The sequence below is a fragment of the Sphingomonas sp. S2M10 genome (genome assembly GCF_012650175.1).
In the GTDB taxonomy this organism is placed as follows: domain Bacteria; phylum Pseudomonadota; class Alphaproteobacteria; order Sphingomonadales; family Sphingomonadaceae; genus Sphingomonas.
On the sequence record NZ_JAAILI010000078.1, the window covers coordinates 22,716 to 38,737 of the forward strand.

Annotated in this window: 15 protein-coding genes; 7 read left to right on the top strand and 8 right to left on the bottom strand. The window is 63.2% G+C overall.

Annotation, left to right across the window (positions count from 1 at the left end):
• Positions 1-48: 48 nt before the first annotated feature.
• From S2M10_RS18605 to S2M10_RS18625, 4 genes are all read right to left on the bottom strand, one after another.
• On the bottom strand, positions 49-693 hold the full coding sequence (locus S2M10_RS18605) for a peroxiredoxin-like family protein (RefSeq protein ID WP_168847363.1): 645 nt from the start codon (positions 691-693) through the stop codon (positions 49-51).
• A gap of 246 nt (positions 694-939) precedes the next feature.
• Positions 940-1,191 (bottom strand): hypothetical protein, encoded by a 252-nt coding sequence (locus S2M10_RS18610; RefSeq protein ID WP_168847364.1) that lies wholly within the window; start codon positions 1,189-1,191, stop codon positions 940-942.
• A gap of 31 nt (positions 1,192-1,222) precedes the next feature.
• Positions 1,223-1,591, bottom strand: coding sequence for a hypothetical protein (locus S2M10_RS18615; protein WP_168847365.1), 369 nt, complete (start codon positions 1,589-1,591; stop codon positions 1,223-1,225).
• 387 nt (positions 1,592-1,978) lie between these two features.
• On the bottom strand, positions 1,979-2,497 hold the full coding sequence (locus S2M10_RS18625; RefSeq protein ID WP_168847366.1) for a peptide-methionine (S)-S-oxide reductase: 519 nt from the start codon (positions 2,495-2,497) through the stop codon (positions 1,979-1,981).
• Between the two features lie 124 nt (positions 2,498-2,621).
• Here S2M10_RS18625 and S2M10_RS18630 point away from each other — a divergent pair, with 124 nt between their 5' ends.
• From S2M10_RS18630 to S2M10_RS18640, 3 genes are all read left to right on the top strand, one after another.
• Entirely contained in the window at positions 2,622-3,137 is a 516-nt protein-coding gene (locus tag S2M10_RS18630) for a MarR family transcriptional regulator (RefSeq protein WP_247650908.1), read from the top strand.
• Positions 3,109-3,783, top strand: a complete 675-nt coding sequence (locus S2M10_RS18635; protein ID WP_247650909.1) for an RNA polymerase sigma factor — start codon at positions 3,109-3,111, stop codon at positions 3,781-3,783. The genes S2M10_RS18630 and S2M10_RS18635 overlap by 29 nt, the downstream gene beginning before the upstream one ends.
• Before the next feature lie 493 nt (positions 3,784-4,276).
• Positions 4,277-4,702 carry an AraC family transcriptional regulator gene (locus S2M10_RS18640; RefSeq protein ID WP_247650912.1) on the top strand — a complete coding sequence of 142 codons (426 nt, stop codon included), beginning with the start codon at positions 4,277-4,279 and terminating at the stop codon, positions 4,700-4,702.
• On the opposite strand, the gene S2M10_RS18645 is transcribed toward S2M10_RS18640, so the two are convergent.
• Together S2M10_RS18645 and S2M10_RS18650 are read right to left on the bottom strand one after the other, a co-directional pair.
• On the bottom strand, positions 4,588-5,502 hold the full coding sequence (locus S2M10_RS18645) for a nucleotidyltransferase (protein ID WP_168847369.1): 915 nt from the start codon (positions 5,500-5,502) through the stop codon (positions 4,588-4,590). The genes S2M10_RS18640 and S2M10_RS18645 overlap by 115 nt on opposite strands.
• A gap of 43 nt (positions 5,503-5,545) precedes the next feature.
• Positions 5,546-6,442: a LysR family transcriptional regulator gene (locus S2M10_RS18650; RefSeq protein ID WP_168847370.1), complete on the bottom strand. Its 897-nt coding sequence runs from the start codon at positions 6,440-6,442 to the stop codon at positions 5,546-5,548.
• A gap of 138 nt (positions 6,443-6,580) precedes the next feature.
• Here S2M10_RS18650 and S2M10_RS18655 point away from each other — a divergent pair, with 138 nt between their 5' ends.
• From S2M10_RS18655 to S2M10_RS18670, 4 genes are all read left to right on the top strand, one after another.
• Complete coding sequence (locus tag S2M10_RS18655) at positions 6,581-7,309, top strand: class III extradiol ring-cleavage dioxygenase (protein ID WP_247650910.1); 729 nt, start codon at positions 6,581-6,583, stop codon at positions 7,307-7,309.
• A gap of 23 nt (positions 7,310-7,332) precedes the next feature.
• The gene (locus S2M10_RS18660; RefSeq protein WP_168847372.1) at positions 7,333-7,947 is read left to right on the top strand and encodes an NAD(P)H-dependent oxidoreductase; all 615 of its coding nucleotides are present in this window, start codon (positions 7,333-7,335) and stop codon (positions 7,945-7,947) included.
• A gap of 124 nt (positions 7,948-8,071) precedes the next feature.
• Positions 8,072-10,087: a hypothetical protein gene (locus S2M10_RS18665; protein ID WP_168847373.1), complete on the top strand. Its 2,016-nt coding sequence runs from the start codon at positions 8,072-8,074 to the stop codon at positions 10,085-10,087.
• Between the two features lie 324 nt (positions 10,088-10,411).
• A complete protein-coding gene (locus tag S2M10_RS18670) occupies positions 10,412-10,834 on the top strand; it encodes a hypothetical protein (RefSeq protein WP_168847374.1) in 423 nt (140 codons plus the stop codon).
• Here the strand turns inward: S2M10_RS18670 and S2M10_RS18675 are convergent.
• Positions 10,831-14,574: a conjugal transfer protein TraG N-terminal domain-containing protein gene (locus S2M10_RS18675; protein WP_168847375.1), complete on the bottom strand. Its 3,744-nt coding sequence runs from the start codon at positions 14,572-14,574 to the stop codon at positions 10,831-10,833. The two genes, S2M10_RS18670 and S2M10_RS18675, sit on opposite strands and share 4 nt — an antisense overlap.
• A gap of 14 nt (positions 14,575-14,588) precedes the next feature.
• On the bottom strand, positions 14,589-16,016 hold the full coding sequence (locus S2M10_RS18680) for a conjugal transfer protein TraH (protein ID WP_168847376.1): 1,428 nt from the start codon (positions 16,014-16,016) through the stop codon (positions 14,589-14,591).
• Positions 16,017-16,022 lie beyond the last annotated feature (6 nt).

The window sequence follows — 16,022 nt, forward strand, 5'->3', positions numbered from 1 at the left end:
GTTCTGCACTATCGCAGGCCCGTCACGAAGTCGCCGGAACCTGGCTGCTCAGCGCATTGCCGCGATGAACGCGACGATGTCCTTTGGCTCGGGTCGTACTCGGAAGTCCGGGTCGACATGTGCGTAGCGGATGTTGCCGTCCCCGCCGACGACGAATGTTGCCGGGATTGGCAGGAAGCCCCCATCGCTTCCGTAGATGGCCGCAAGATCGATCCCGATCGCCAGATACCTGCGCTTCAGCTCCTGGCCGATCGGAAAGGCAAGCCCGCATGCCAACGCCGCCCCGTGGTCGACGTCGCAGAGCGCCGTCGCGCTCGGTCCGATTATTTCCTGTATGGCGCCAGCCCCTTCGCCAGTCTCCCCCGCCACGACAATCAGCTTTCCGCCCAGTTCTTCAAGAGCAGGCACGGCAGCTGCCCATGATTGTAGCTCGTGCACGCAGTACGGACACCATCTTCCACGATTGAAGCTGATGACAAGCGGCCGTGCGTCCTGAAGCTGCTTGATCGAACGGTAGCGGCCCGACGAGTCGGGAAGCGAGAAGTCCGGGAACGCCTCACCGACGCGAGGCACCACTTTCCCTACGTTCAGGCCCTGTAATCGGGCGATAAAGCTATCATAGAAGGACGCGAAGCCCAGTCCCGCGACGGCGGCGTCAGCATCTGGGCTGGACAGCAGGCGGATGGTGGTCATGCCGTGCAAGATAGCGTCGAAATGCGCGGGTGGCACAGCGCCAAATAGCATGGGTCATGCCAAAGCTCCGATCGCAGCGGCAGGCGACGCAAATCCCGGCGCAAATTGTGCGACTTAGCGCGAGCGATCTGCCTTCCACACTGCCCGCCAGCCACTCAACGACAGGTCGACTTCGCCCGAACTTTTCGACCTCTGATGGACGGAATTGCGACCCGTCAGCGATCGGGCGCGACCATCGCCTGGGGATCAGGCTCGTCTCTCGAACGTGAGCAGCATGACTGCGGCCGCGGTTAACGACAGCATTATCGTGCCGACGAGGACGGCCGAGAGCAGCGGATCGTGGACCTGCCCGACGATGGCGCGCCAGAGCAGGCTCACCAGACCCGTCACGCCCGCCGCAAAGAGAATCGAGACGGCAATCGAAGCGCGCTGCAGCACGCGGAAAAGACGCGCATTCTTGGCTTCCAACCTCCTGCAAGCCTCGGAGATTATGTTCATGTGCGGCTGTCTTCCGGTAACGGAGTGGATTTCAAATTTGCGCTGCAGGTGAGAGCGGACGGGCGCATTCCGAGCGAAGCCAGTTTTCTTGCGCGCCGCTGAAGCCGGCCTCCTGCAAGGTCTGCGTCTCCTGGAGGACCTCTGGGCCGTGCCGATGGAGAGAGTTGACGAACGCGCGGAGCGCTTCGAGCCGCGCATCAGCCAGCGCCCAGTTTGCCTGCTTTCCTGGGGTACACTCGTCGATCTTGAAGAGGGCCCGCGCCAGGTGGCTTCGGGACGCAGAAGTTCGGCCTTTCTCGCTCCGGGCCAGCGCGATAACTGTCAGTTCCAACTGCGTGAAGATCAAGGCGCCGCATGGCAGGACCTCCGCCTCGATCGCATCGATGGACTGCATCAGCATGGCGTGAGCTCCGTGTTTCTTCTGTGGGGAGACTTCATTTATCCTGACATTTTACGCCAGCGACAGGTCGCTTATTTCGCCAGTCATTGCGTAGACTATCGCAGTGCGGTCCGGATTTGGCCAATGTGCTCTGCGTATAGTTTTCATAGCACAGGAGCTCTGCGCTCGTCGTTCAGCTACACCTTTAGGCGGCAGCCAACTGGGCGATATTGCGTATTTCGGCCAGCGCGGTGGACCCAGAAACCATCGCGATAACCACTTTGCGCTCCAGGACGAACCCATCGATCGGCCGGAGTTGCTAGTCCGTGCGCCGTCGCCGACCGGCGGAGCCAGTGCCAGTCCATTGCGGCGCTGGCAGAGTAAGCGAAGCTCCCTATTGTTGGGGATTCATGGCGTGGATGGCGCGTCGCGAGCGGCGGCTCTGGCCGGGAGCACAACCTTGGCGAAGTTCGCCCTTATATAGTCGAGCTTCGGATCGATGTAGCGTCTGCAGAACGGCCTCTCCGGATCGGTCGCATAATAGTTTTGATATCGTGCGTCCGAAGGTTTGAACCCACGGAACGGCAGGACCGCCGTCGACAGCGGCTTCTCGAAAGAGCCCCTCAACGATGCGAGCACGTCCCTCAGTTGGGGCGCCTGGCCGTCCTCGAATGTGTAGACAGCACTGCGGTATTTCCCGCCTGGCTCAAAGGTCTTCGTGGCGGAGTGGGTCCTGAGGTGGATCTCCAGCAATGTCGCGAGTTCGATCGCCTCCGGGTCGAAATGAACCACGACCGCCTCGGCCCAGGTGTCGGAGGGGGCATCTGAGCGGATGAAGCCTTGATCGACCTGCTGCACGCCGCGAATAGCCTGGAAAACACCCTCGGTGCACCAGTGGCACCCTCCGCCGAAGCCGATCTTCTCCATCACGGTTCCTCGAATAATTGGTGAGCAGGGGGGTGAGATGGCCGCCGCTGCCGCGCGTCACGGTTACAGCACATCCTCGCCTTGAAGTATATGCTCGACGCATATATTAGGAAGTATGCGGTCGATGCGCAACATGAATGTGTTCGGGGCGCTGGCACTGTTGTTGGCAGACGAGATCGTGCGCTCCGCGAGTGCCCAAGCACCCGAGGTGGGCCCCGCATCGTCTGCGTTGGCGCTCCTTCACCACGAACCTGGCCTGTCCATCCGCAAACTCGCGGCGGGAGTCGCCCTCTCACACGCCGGCGCAGTGCGACTGGTAGACCGGCTCGTCGCCGAGGGTCTGGTGGAGCGCCGCGGGCACGAGAGCGACGGGCGAGCCAGATTGCTTCACCTGACGGCGGCCGGCGAAACGACGAGCATGGCGGTGCTTCAAGCTCGCAACGCTACGCTCGCGCGCGCCCTGACTGTGCTCAATGATGACGAGGTCGCGATGCTTGGGCTACTTTCGGAGCGCATGCTGCGCGCACTCTTGGGCAACGAAGAACACGCTTACCGCGTGTGCCGCCTGTGCGACTATTCGAGTTGCCGCTGCTGCCCGGTAGATGAGGAGCTTGGCAGCCGCGAGGCTGCTCGCGCCTGAGATGGGGCTGCGGAACGCACGTCCGAGTGCCTCCCGGCAAATTGGCACTGCCGGCGACTCATCTGGCGCCGTCCAACGAAATGGCAAGGAGAGCGAGCACGATCCGTCCGGCCAGGACGATGCGAGCCTCAAACGCCTGCTGGAAGCCCTGGAGGCGGATTACGACCATCTCCTCGCGAGGCTGACCGGTACGCTCCGCTCCCCGGATGCCGCGTCCGAAGCACTCCACGACGCGTATCTCAAGCTCGAGCGCGGTGCGGTTGTCGGCGATGTACGGCATCCGCTGTCCTACATTTACCGGATGGCCATCAACCTCGCGAAGAACCGGCGCCGCCATGAGATGCGGTTTACACCGGCGGACGCGGCTGCCGCTCTTGATCTCGCCGACGATGCGCCCGACCCCGAGCGCGCGGCCAGCGCGAGGAGAACATTATCGCGCGTGTTCGATATGCTGGAAGCACTGCCGACCCAGCGCCGCGACATCTTCCTGGCGGCGTGGCGTGACGGAAAGACGCAGGTGCAGATTGCGGGGGAGTTTCGTCTGCACAAGCGGACGGTCCAGAAGGAACTGGCTCGTGCCGAGCGGGATCTGAGAACGGCCCTTTGCGGCGAGGGCAGGGACGCAGCGTCGCAACGGTCGCGATAGCCTCCCAACTTTTGGTGCCGGCACTTGCCGCGCAAGCCAACCCGGATCGCCAGACTGGCCCTCAAGGAAAAATTAGCGTCGCACGACCGCCTTCGGCGGCCGCCAGGTGTCAGAGTGAGAGGGAGTAACAGGGTCCTCACGCCACGCCCGGACAAGGCGCCCTTATCGGGTGCCACACCCAGGCGCCGTGGGGACTATTGGGAACGGCGTCAGGCCGCATTCCGCGTCCGTAGCCAGCCCATTGTCCCTTGGGGGTCGCAATGGCGGCATGGCGCGCGTGACAGTGGGCGAGAGCGTTGGTGCGCAGATTTCGCGGACCCGGCACTGCGAGCCGGAACCGCCTGGTAGAACCACGCGACGGACTGGCCGGACCTATGCGCGCCCGCAACCCTGTCTCGCGCCGTGGCAGGTCCAACTGGCGAAGAAAATCATGGCGGCGCGCGTCGGTGAAACGATGCAGGTTTCGGAGCTGTCCTGTGCCTGCCGGCTATCGATGAGCTATTTCGTTCGGGCATTCACCAGCACCGTCGGTATTTCTCCCTATAGCTGGTTCATCGGCCAGCGCGTGCTGCGCGCAATGATACTTCTTTCCCATTCCCGAATGCCCATCGCCGAGATCGCGCTCGAATGCGGGTTCGCGGATCAAAGCCACTTCACCAACACATTCGTCCGGCGCGCCGGCAAGACACCGCGTCAGTGGCGGCAAGAGGCGACACGTGCGCAACCACCGACGGCCCCCGAAACGGGGGATGGCGCATTGGTCGCATCAGTTCAAACCGAGGTTGCTCGCTGTGGGGACTCCAGTCAGAGCGCCGCGCGCAACTCGGCAATCCGTGCCGTGCAATCCTCGTGCACCAGACGACCGAGCTCGTCGACGCGCTCAGCCAACCAGTTCAGTTCCTCCTCCGTGATCCGGTAATGCTTCGAGAAGCGCGCCTTCACGTAAGCGTCCTTGAGCTTGGCAAAGCGAGCCCTCGCGCGGGCGTTGTCGCGCGGCCAGGCTTCGAAGAGGTGGTTGGATTCGCGTTCCGCCTGCGTCCGGAGAAAAGCGAGGTTGTGAACGTGCGGCGTGTAGAAGGTCATCACCAGGAGCACGCAGTGGTAGAGGCTTTCGCACGCCTGCTGCAGGGTGAACGCCGCGTGGCGGAATTCCTTCTGCGACATGTAGAAGTGGAAACCCTTCTGCGAAGCGAGAGCTAGCGAAAACCATTCGTCAAAATACTCTGTCGCCGCGTCGTAGGCCTGCTGTGGTGTCTTCGGCTTGGGCTGGTGGAGCTCGCTGTCTTCGGATTGGTAGAGGGCAATGCCGTCGCGAGCGACGTCGATGAAGAAGGATCGGCCGTGCGCGAGGCCATCATTCACCTCCTGAAGGGTGTGGACGATGAAGTTGACGGGCGTCTTGAGGTTCTGGGTGATGCTGCGCTCGCGGTTGAGGCGCTCCTCCGCCCTTTCCCAATAGGCGACGCGGTCGGTCAGCTCTTTCTGGTTGACGATGACGAGCAAATCGAAATCCGATTGATACCCTTTGGCGGTGTGCGGTTCGTCGACCCAGCCGCCGCGGGCATATGATCCGTACAGAATGATCTTGTGGATCCGTCCAAGTTTCCGGTCGCCTTCGGGCTTCCCATGTGCGTCTTCGAATTCTTCGAAGAGGATCTGCACCACGCGATCGAGTTCGCGCCGCTTGTTTGCTGGAAGGTGATCGAGTTCAGTTCGCATGATGTTCCGGTTCTAGCTCGTTGTGGTTCTGCCGCAATCCCGATCAGCCGAGCCGAGACTGTAGCTCGCGTAGCAGCCAGGACCCCGCCCGTCCGAGCGCGCGATTCCGCATGTGGGCGGCATAGATCATCAGCGGACCGGTCGCGCCGGCCGGATCGTCCTCAATCGTCAAGGCGACCAGGCGACCGTCCGCGAGGTGCGGCGCGATGAGATGCTCAGGCATCCGGCACCATCCCAGGCCCGCGAGCAAGAAATCCAGTCGCCGCGCAAGGTCCACGAACCGCCAGGCTCTGGTGCCAATGATGCCGTAGTTAGGGCCATCGGGTGCGGCCGGGTCGGAGAGGACGAGCTGGATATGCTCATCCAGGTCGCCGGCCGTCACCGGCCGGGCCAGTTCGGCGAGGGGATGGGCAGGGGACACCACGGGCACGAGATCGATCCCAAGCAACGGCAGTGCCGCCACGTCATTGGGTACGCTTGGCAACAGGATACAGAACGCCAGTGCCGCGTCCCCGCTTCGCAGCCGTCGCTCGGCTCCGCCTAACCCCTCGGTAGAAAAACTGACCGGAAGGAATGGGAACTCGGCGCGCAGCGCATGCAAGCTGTCGATAAAGGCAGCGGTTGGCACCAGCGGATCGATCGCGACTGCCAGCTCGGCCTCGATCCCCTCCCGCGTGCCGGCGGCCATGGCTTCGAACCGGGCGGCGCTCGCAAGGACCGAGCGCGCTTGTACCACCAGCACCCGGCCCACATCGGTCAGAACGGGCCGGAAGCCCGATCGGTCGAACAACGTCACCCCCTGCGTGTCCTCCAGCGTCGCAACAGCCTGGCTTATCGCGGATTGCGCGCGTCCGAGCCTGCGCCCTGCGGCGGAGAAGCTGCCTGTCTCGGCGATGGTCGTGAGAACGCGGAGTTGGTCCAGCGTGAAGTTCCCGATCATCCATCACTCCAGCCGATAAAGATCATCACATCTTTATCACTCCTGCGATGATCGTCCAGTGGGCATATAGCTCTCATGCAACCCACCTTCTTCATCAATCACGGCGGCGGGCCCTGCTTCTTCCTGGAACCGGGGCCGATGCGCGATACGTGGCGCGAGCTGGAGACCTATCTGCGCGGATTCCTCGCGACGCTGACGGAGCAGCCGCGCGCCATCCTCGCCATATCCGGGCATTGGGAAGAGGACGTGCCGACCGTCAACACCGGCGCGCATCCGTCGCTCCTATTCGACTATGGCGGGTTTCCCGATCACACCTACCGTCTGACCTGGCCCGCGCCGGGCGCCCCGGCAATTGCGGCACGGGTACGCGAGCTGTTGTCGGATGCCGGCATTGCCAACGGCGCGGAGCATGCGCGGGGCTGGGATCACGGCATCTTCGTGCCACTCAAGGTCATGGTGCCCGAAGCCGACATTCCGTTGGTGCAGCTTTCACTGCAGCGTGGTCTCGATCCGGCCGCCCACCTTGCGATCGGGCGGGCGTTGAAGCCGCTGCGCGACGAGGGCGTGCTGATCCTCGGCAGCGGCCAGTCATACCACAACATGCGCGGCTTTTTCGGCGGCGGAGCGGTAGACGAGAAGGCAGAGGCATTCGACGCCTGGCTGCGCGCCGCCATGATCGATGGCGCGACGCGCGACGAAGCTCTGATCCGCTGGGAAGACGCCCCGCATGCCCGCGTGGCTCAGCCCCATGAGGACCACCTGCTGCCTCTGATGATCGCGGCAGGCGCGGCGTCGGGCGAGACCGGCGTCATTCACTTCCACGGCCATGCTCTCGGCAAGCCGATATCCGGTTTCCGTTTCGGCTGATCGATTCTCAAGAAGGAATAATCATGACCAAGCTTCTCGTTGTCGAAACCAGTCCCCGCGGGGATAATTCGATCTCGCGCAACATGACACGTCGCTTCGTCGCCGAATGGCAGACGGCACACCCGGATGGCGAAGTCGTCGAGCGCGACCTGACGGAAACCAACCTCCAGTTCATCGACGCGCCGTGGCTCCAGGCCTATTTCACGCCGCCCGAGCAACACTCGCTCGAGATGAAGGCCGAACTGCGCCTGTCTGACGAACTCGTCGGCGAACTGCTCGCCTGCGACCACCTGGTGATCGCGACCCCGGTCTATAACTACAACGTGCCTGCCAAGCTCAAGGCCTGGATCGACAGCATCGTGCGCAAGGGGCTGACGCTCGGCTTTGACGGCAAAGGCCTCGTCACCGGCAAGACCGCCACAGTGTTGGTGGCGAGCGGCGGTGTCTACACCGAAGGTTCGCCGATCCGCGACCGTGACATCGCCACGCAGTACCTCCGCATGGTCCTCGGTGTGATCGGCATCACCGACGTGACCGTCGTAGCCGGGGGCGGTGCGAAGGCGGTCGATATGCGCGAGACGACCATGGAGGGGTTTATCGAAACCCTTGAGTCCGAGCTCGAGGCCGCCGCCGCCTAAGCAAGCCAATGGGCTGCGTGTCTCCATGCAGCCGATTGGCTAAACCGACTGTCCGCCTTTCCCGCAAAGGAAGGTTTTGCAGGCGGCCGGTGACTGACGTAACCAGACTTGGGGGAGCCTGTGCGTGCGCGATGATGATTCTGACAATTTTGAGTTCAGCCTAGCTGGACGCGTGCGCAACCTTGGGTTCGCGCCGTCCCCGCTCAATGCTTTGTTCCCGCTGTTCGAAGCAGTGGCGAATGCTTTCCACGCGATCGAGGCGCGTTGGGATCGGGAAGCGACGAAGCGGGGCAGTATCACCGTGACCGTCTTGCGGAGCGATAGCGAGGACGAAAGCCCGCCGGTCATCGGCTTCTCAGTCGAAGACAATGGGATTGGCCTGACTCCCGAAAACTGGAGGGCGTTTCGAACGGCGGACACAGCCAGCAAGATCAGCCGTGGCGGCAAGGGCGTCGGTCGGCTTTCGTGGCTTAAGGTCTTCGAAAACACCAAAGTGTCGAGCGGCTTCGAGGAAGACGGCCAGATCCTCTATCGAACGTTCGCCTTTGCGATCGGGGATAGCGACAGCAATCCAGTGCGGGGTCACGAGCTGTCGGTGGGCGGCACGGCGGCGAAGGTCGGAACCAGGATACATCTGGAGCCCTATGCTCCAGCTTATAGCGCGCACTGCCCGCGTAGGACCGATACGATCGCCGCTCAGATTATCGGGCACTTCCTTCGTAATTTCGCCAGCTACGAGGTTCCGGCTTTTGTCCTGATCGACGGCGCAGAGCGGATCAGCTTGCTCGATTTCTACAGCGAGAACGTAGAATCCGAGGTGCTGGAGACAATCCGCATATCGCTCGAGCCAGACGCCGAGCCGATCTCAGCCGACATTTATCATATCCTGCTCAACAAGGGTCTCCGTCTTCACGAGGGATCCAAGCACTGGAACCTCTATGTCGGTGACGGACGGGTGGTGCGGGATGAGAAGATCGATAACCAGCTTGGACTGGGCTATATCGGCGAGAATGCCGACAGTGTGTATATCGGCCTTGTCTCCGGCGACTTCCTGAACGGGCATGTCAATCAGGAGCGGACGAATTTCACCTTCTCCGAGGAAGCCTATCGTGCCCTGCACGCCGCGGCTGTCGCTGCCGCCAAGCAGCGACTGGCGCCTTATATCGAGCTCGTCAGGCTAAAGCAGGCAGAGACTACTCTACGCATTATCCGCGAAAACCCTCAGTTTCTTGCGGTGGCGGGTGACGTCCCGGCATTTGTTGAAGAAAACCTTTCGCTCAATGCAAAATCCGAAGAGGATATCTTCCTCGAGCTGGCGCGGCAGCGTCGCCGCAAGCAGCGGGAAACTCGGCGGGAGATCAAAGCACTGGTGACCGCAACCGGCGAGGATATGGCGGAACGCGTGCAAAAGGTCGCGGGCGCGATCAACATCGACAAGAAGGCTTCGCTCGCAGAATATGTCGTGAAGCGGAAAGAGATCCTCGACCTCCTCGACAGCTCACTCGCGTACGCCGATCCTGAGGCACGCAATTATCTGCGGGAAGAGATCGTTCATGACTTGATCATCCCTATCCGATCGGATGGGGAGGCGCTTGAATACGAGGACCATAATCTCTGGATCCTGGACGACAGGCTCGCTTTCTACTCCTATCTGAAATCCGACAAGCCGTTCAAAACCTTTCTGGCCGACAGTGACAGCGGTCGCGAGCCCGACATTGCCGTCGTGTTTGATCGGTCATTGGCTTTTGATCGGGAGGGGACGGACGAGCCCATCATCATCGTCGAGTTCAAACGACCAGGCCGGACCGCTTATGGTCATGACGACAATCCTATCACCCAGGTGCTGGAGTACGTGAACATCATGCGCAACGGGGGCGCCTTTAAGGATCGGACCGGCCGTATTCGCAAACCAATACCTCTTTCCACCCGGTTCATCTGCTTTGTGATCGCTGATTTCACGCCAAAGCTGATCGAGATGGTGTCACTGTCGATTGCCCAGAGCCGGAGCGCGGACGGCGAGGGGTATTTCGGCTTTTCCCCGATTCACAATGCTGTCGTCGAAGTTCTTCCGTACAACAAGCTGCTGCATGACGCTCGCCTGCGTAACGAGGCGTTCTTTTCCAAACTCGGCCTTAATTGAGGCTCACGTCCCTTTCGAATGCTTCAATTGGCAAACGGGGTGGCTGCTCTTCTAGATTATCGTCCGACACCGGCAGACGGCTAACGGCCGAGAAGCGGTCTGGTGGCTCTGCCGACGGCCTAAACCGGTAGCCGCAAATCGTCCTGCGAACGTAATCACAGCGCCCTATTGATCACACCAACAAGAGTACGTTTGGAAAGGAGGGAAGGGGGGCGGGGCATCGCGGAGGCGGCTGAGGGACATCACAATTTCGCAATGCCGGTGATCAACAGTTCTAACGAAGCCTCGATTTTGTTATGAAGGCGAGGCTAAGGAGATTGCTCCATGTCGTCAGAAACTTGCAGTGATGACCAAGGGCCCGACGAGGCTACCGAACAGCCGGCCCGCTTGCGAGCATCCGATTATCTCTGGAGACCTTGGTACGCCAAAATGTGGTGGGCCGCGATCCCACTCTATTGGGCGCCGGCCGGAGGTCCGACCCGGATCGCGTGGCTGGCTGACTTCTATGAGAGCGGCTACGCGGTCGTCACCAACATCGTGTTCCTGCCAGTCACTGCGCTCTTCATCCTTGGGCTCCGCTACTTTGGGCGGTTTTTGGAAGAGGGCGAGCCCGTCGATCCTCCCTTGGACATCGGTTATGGAACTCGCCGCGGCTGGGGGATGCCACATCCTACAATGGACGAATTTGATCCTCGGTCAGGTCCGCGCTGGATCGGCAACCATGGGCATGACGAGCTTCCGCGCTAGTCCTTCCTGGTCTTGTACGTTGGGTCGCCATCGCCGCCGCTATGGTCACGATCGGTTGTGAACCTCCCGCCCTTGAGGATTGCCGACTGTTCCATGGAGGTGATGGGCGCCGCGTAATCCCATGTGCCTCGCCCCGAGTCCGAATTCTCGAGATAGCGGTTCCGTAGCCCGTCACTTCCCATAATCCGGTTGCCCAACTCCTGAGAGAAGGTTGCGGCGGGATCGTTTGATCGGGCTGCCGATTTCTCAGCTGCCGCGATTGCAGAGCGAACATCGTAGTTGGCGATATCCATCGTCGACGTGGCCCTGGAACTGGTCGAGCCGGTATCGCGACTGTCGATGCCAACCTGGACACCAGCGTGACCGCGACTTCCCCGCGAACCTTTGCCAGTCGTGCCACCTCTTCCCGATCCCTCTGCTACGCCCGAGCCGACAGTTGCACCACCCCCAAGATTGGCGCCCCACGACGTACCCATCGTCGTCTGCTTCTCAGCGCTGCGTGAAAGCGACCGCTGCCAGCCGGTCTGCGCCATGATGGCCTGAACGTCCCGCTGGAGCGTGTCGGCGACCTGGGGCTTGAGCCGCCACTCGCCCTTGCGGTCCATCTCGAACCCGCCGCGCAACCAGTTCGCCATTGCCGTGCGGCCTTCCTCGCCGCCTCCCATGAAATGCTCGATCGTGTCGGGGCCGGCTTGCTTCCCTGCCTCGAACCGGGTGCTGGTGTCGCTGCGCGCCGATTGCTGGAAGCCGGCGCTGCTGGAGACGAGCAGGTCGTTGTCCGCGAAGCTGAACCGGGCCGATCCGCCGTTCGCGAGCGCGCCGAACTGGCTCTCGTTGATCAGACCGGCGCGAAGCAGCTGGCCGGCGCGCTCTGGGGTGACATTCATCGCCAGATCGCCATTCTGCGCCATCGCGATCTCGCGCTTCGACATGGTAACGCCCTCGGCGCGCAGGAGGCCCTGCATGCGGCTCAGCCGCTCATTGTCGACGATGCGGGTGAGCCGTTCGTTGCGCGCGCGGTCGGCGATACCGGCCGCGCCACCTTCGGCCATATCGACCTGGTTGCCGGCGGTCCGGCTGAGGGCCTGAATGAAGCTGTCGAGCCGCGCTGCTTCACGGGTCGATACACCGGCGGCGGACGCGCCTTCCGCGAAGCCGAAATTCTCGGACTGGCGGCGTTGCTCGCCAATCCGTGCCGCCGACCGTGTGCCTCCCGTGCCTACCTCGCGCTGCGCGTCGAGCTTGCCCGAACGCTCGGCGAAATCATAACCCGCCGCTTCGCGCGTGCGACCATAGACGCTGGTACCCTCGCGCCCGGCCTCTGCTGTCGCCCCATCCGCGGTGCCGACCTGTGTTGCCACATTGTACGTCTCGAGAGCACGCAGGACCTGCGCCTCGTTCCGACCGGTAGCGCGGGAGAGTTGGGAAACGGCAGAGCTTCGTGCCTCCCCCGAGAGCGCATTGATGAAGCCGATGCGGCGCGCGGTCTCCTGGGGGGAGAGGCCCAGCATCTGGGCTGCGTCGCGCTGGCCCTGGTTGGTGCCGGTGCGCAGCGCCTGCTCGGTCGCGACATTGCCGCGCTCGACCGCTGCAACCTGGTCGCCGGCGAAGTCACGCCGGCCTTCCATCGCGCCGACCTGGGTCTGGGCCGAGGTCAAATCGTTGGCGATCATCGCTTCCTGGTCATAGGCATTGGCGATGAGCTTGGCGAAGGTCGGGTCGGACTGAGCCTCGCCGATCACTCCAGACGCCTTGAGCTCGGCATCCTTCGCCGAATAGCCGCCGCGCTCGAAATGCCGCGTCGCGGCCTGCATCATCATGCCGTAGGCGCGCTGGTCGCCGAACGCCCGCCACTGGACGAGGTTCTGGGCGAAGGCGCCGAACGCCTTCTCGCCGGCCTCGCCTTGGCCAAAATAGTTGGTGCCGAGTTTCCGCAGCGCGTCCTTCTCGGCGAACTGGTGGATGGCGCTGGTCGCGGCGTTAGCCTGGACGGCGCGCGCGACGGCCGGATCGGCGAGATCGCGGCCACCAAGTGCCGGTGAGAGCGAGCCCATCTGGCGTGCGCCTTCGATCCCGCCGAGCGCGAACGCAGTGCCGCCCGCCGTTGCCGGCCGTTCGCCGATGATCCGGTTCGCCTCTCCGAATACCCGGTTGCTTCCGAAGGTCGACCGTTCCCCGAAATCCCCGAAGCTGGCCGAGGCATTGGCGCGGGCGCGGGTGCCGGCGGCGGATGCCTGGCTCTCGAGCGCCGAGGCAAAGCCCTCGGTCGTCGCGATCGGTGCGGCCGCGGCTGCGCCTTGATGCGCAACGCCGAGCGCGCCGCTGGTGAAGGAGGTGAATACGTTACCCGAGAAGCGGAAGACGGTGAACACGAACGCACCGGCCAGCCCGGCGGCGGCCGTGCGGAAGCTGCCGAAGATTGCGAGCGCCTTCATCGCCGCGGATGGCGCCAGCAGCCAGGCGTTAGCCGCGAGTGCGTTCGATCGCATCTCCTGGAGGACGTCGGCGGCGCGGCCCAAAGTGAGCTGGTAAATGCCGGCGTCGATCACGCCCCAAAGCGCCACGAACACGAACAGGCCGAGCGCGAAGCTCGCCACGCGCATGTTGATCGGGGTCAAGATGAACAGCAGTGCCACGGGGATCATGAAGAGCATGATCGCGAACACGGTCGCGCGGATCGTCGGCATCCATTCATTCGCGACCGACATGGTGGCGAGCCCATTGGAGACGACCGCCCGATTGGCCATGACCCGCGCCGCGGTCGCCGGCGAATCCTCGAACAGCACGTCGCCGACGGTGTTGGCGAGCATGATATGCGTCAGCAGCGACTGTGCGGTCAGCGGGCGCCCGAGCATCATCTGCCCCATCTCGCCGAGTTGCTGCCGGCACCGGGCGAGCTGCTGGGCATTGCCGGCATCGAACCCGGTGCGCGCGCACACCTGCCGGCTATAGCCCTCGAACAGGGTCGGGTCGGACAGCCGTTCCGAGATGTGGTCCCAGGCGTCGGTACAGCTCACCGTCGTGCCGCCCTTGTCGCTTTCGGCATAGACCGTCGAGAAGGTCGCCGGCCCCGCCATTGCCGCGAAGGCCGCAGGCAAGTCGGTGGTCGTGCGGAACAGCTTGTCGTCATCGACGCCGTATGCTGCCGAGACGCGCGCGACCGGATAGCATTGGCGGACATAATCCTTGATCGTCGCATCGAGGAAGGTGTCGGTCATCGGCCCGCGCGGGCTGACGGCGTTCAGGAAGAGATCGAACGAATGCCCGCCCGCGCCGAACTCGATTTTGGCGTTCGGATCGAGGGTATTGTCGTCGATCGTCTCGACCAGCGCCCGCTCGATCATGTTGGTGGCGCCGGCGATCAGCACCAGCAGGACGGGCACGTCGCCGACTGGCTGATAGGCGTTGCGGACCCGGTCATAGACGTGAACCGTGCCGGTGGTGGCGACGAGACCGACGAACAGTCCGATGCCGATCAGTATCTGGAACCCGAACGCGACGAGCCCCATGCCGGAACCGCGCACGCTGGCAAGGAGTGCCCCGAGCGCGATCCCGACCGTGGCGATGATCAGGACCAGTGTCTCGTAGCGCGGGTCGCCAAAGATCATCGATACCAGCCGGAACGCGTCGACCGTCTCCGCGAAGCCGTCATAGGTGTGGAAGCTGGTCTCGACCGCAAGGGCGGGCGAAGCGACGAGCAAGGCGGGGAGGGCGGCGAGGATACGGGCGAGGCGGCGCATGGAGGGCTCCCCGGCTATTGGTTGCGGTTCGAGGCGGCGCCGGCGGCGTCGCGCGCATCGCGGTCGCGCTGGCGGATCAGTCCGGCATAATTGGCGGAGAGGTTCGCCTGGCCCAGCGCGGCCATATAGCTCTGGCGCATCTGCGCGCGCTGCCGCAGCACCTCGTCGCGCAGATCGCGCAGCTGCTCGATCCCCTTGGTCAGAATACGCGTCTGACAGATGTTGGCGCTGTTTCCGTCGGAGGCGCCCGCAGCGCTCGCGCCGCGCTCGGCGTTGCTGACGGCGAAGTCGATCGAACGGGTGAGGTCGTTGAGCATCTGATAGGCCAAGGTGAGCGCCACCAGCTCGTCAGTGTCGCCGATCACCGAATCCACCACGCCCTGGCGGACGCCCCATTCGAGCATCCGGTAGACCGGCAGCGTCCGGACATTGGCTACGAACTGCCGCTCTTCCGCCGACAAGGCCGCGCGGGTGCGGATCTTGGTCGCGATCGACTGCATCCGCTCGCGGGCAAGTACGAGCGCGCCGCGGCCCGGGCCGTCCTGCGAGCAGTCCGCGCCGGTCGGCGGCACGTTCAGCGAGCGTTTCCGCACGCGCCCAGTCAGAAAATCCTGCGCGCTTTCCGTATCCTGTGCAGGACATTGCGGAATCGCCGTGAACAGCGGCACTTTGTCGGCGGGGTCCCAGCGCATATAGACGTCGCCGACGCGGGCGCGCATCACGCTCGCCCAGTCGCCCGCGCCGACGCGCGTCGCCGCATGGCCGAGCAGCGAGCCGGTACGGAAGATGTCGGTGACTTCCGCGGGGCAATTCGTCAGCGCCTCGCGGAGATCCTCGGTCGGATTGTTCTTGTTCGCCTCGATCCGCTCGCGGCTCTGCTGGTAGCTCTTCGAAAAGCCCTGCTTGACCGAGCGGTATCCGGTCATCTCCTCGATGATCCCCGACATGTTCTCGTCGCCTCTGGCGATCTGGACCATGCGGTTGGCGAGCCGGCAGTCATTGACCTGTATCGAGTTCAGATAGTTGGTCGCCGCCTCCATCTTCGAGATGATGTTGCCCATCTTTTCGTCGAGCGTTTCGAGCAGATACTGGAACGCGACGGCGGGTGCCGCCTGGAGGATGCTCTCGAGTTTCTGCACGAGATAATCGGGGTCGAGGAACGACATGCCGCCGAGGAACATGTCGATTCCGCCGCAGCCGGCTTTCACCTTGGGGAGCGTCACCGACATCAAATAGTCGTTATGGACATCGACCCGGCCGGACATGCCGCCCGCGGTCACATAGCCCCGGGTCTGATCCTCGAAGCTGCCCGGGCTCGTATAGGTGACATTGTCGAACCAGCTTTCCGCCCAGCTCTGGGCGTTCGCCGGACTGGCGCCGGCAGCAATGGCGAGCGTCAGCCCAGCGAGGAGAAGTCGAACGCGTGCAAGGCTCGGGAACATGGCGGG

Coding starts and splice junctions, on each gene's coding strand:
- S2M10_RS18605 (WP_168847363.1), bottom strand. CDS start 693: ATGACCACCATCCGCCTGCTGTCCAGCCCAGATGCTGACGCCGCCGTC.
- S2M10_RS18610 (WP_168847364.1), bottom strand. CDS start 1,191: ATGAACATAATCTCCGAGGCTTGCAGGAGGTTGGAAGCCAAGAATGCG.
- S2M10_RS18615 (WP_168847365.1), bottom strand. CDS start 1,591: ATGCTGATGCAGTCCATCGATGCGATCGAGGCGGAGGTCCTGCCATGC.
- S2M10_RS18625 (WP_168847366.1), bottom strand. CDS start 2,497: ATGGAGAAGATCGGCTTCGGCGGAGGGTGCCACTGGTGCACCGAGGGT.
- S2M10_RS18630 (WP_247650908.1), top strand. CDS start 2,622: ATGCGCAACATGAATGTGTTCGGGGCGCTGGCACTGTTGTTGGCAGAC.
- S2M10_RS18640 (WP_247650912.1), top strand. CDS start 4,277: ATGAGCTATTTCGTTCGGGCATTCACCAGCACCGTCGGTATTTCTCCC.
- S2M10_RS18645 (WP_168847369.1), bottom strand. CDS start 5,502: ATGCGAACTGAACTCGATCACCTTCCAGCAAACAAGCGGCGCGAACTC.
- S2M10_RS18650 (WP_168847370.1), bottom strand. CDS start 6,442: ATGATCGGGAACTTCACGCTGGACCAACTCCGCGTTCTCACGACCATC.
- S2M10_RS18655 (WP_247650910.1), top strand. CDS start 6,581: ATGCGCGATACGTGGCGCGAGCTGGAGACCTATCTGCGCGGATTCCTC.
- S2M10_RS18660 (WP_168847372.1), top strand. CDS start 7,333: ATGACCAAGCTTCTCGTTGTCGAAACCAGTCCCCGCGGGGATAATTCG.
- S2M10_RS18670 (WP_168847374.1), top strand. CDS start 10,412: ATGTCGTCAGAAACTTGCAGTGATGACCAAGGGCCCGACGAGGCTACC.
- S2M10_RS18675 (WP_168847375.1), bottom strand. CDS start 14,574: ATGCGCCGCCTCGCCCGTATCCTCGCCGCCCTCCCCGCCTTGCTCGTC.
- S2M10_RS18680 (WP_168847376.1), bottom strand. CDS start 16,016: ATGTTCCCGAGCCTTGCACGCGTTCGACTTCTCCTCGCTGGGCTGACG.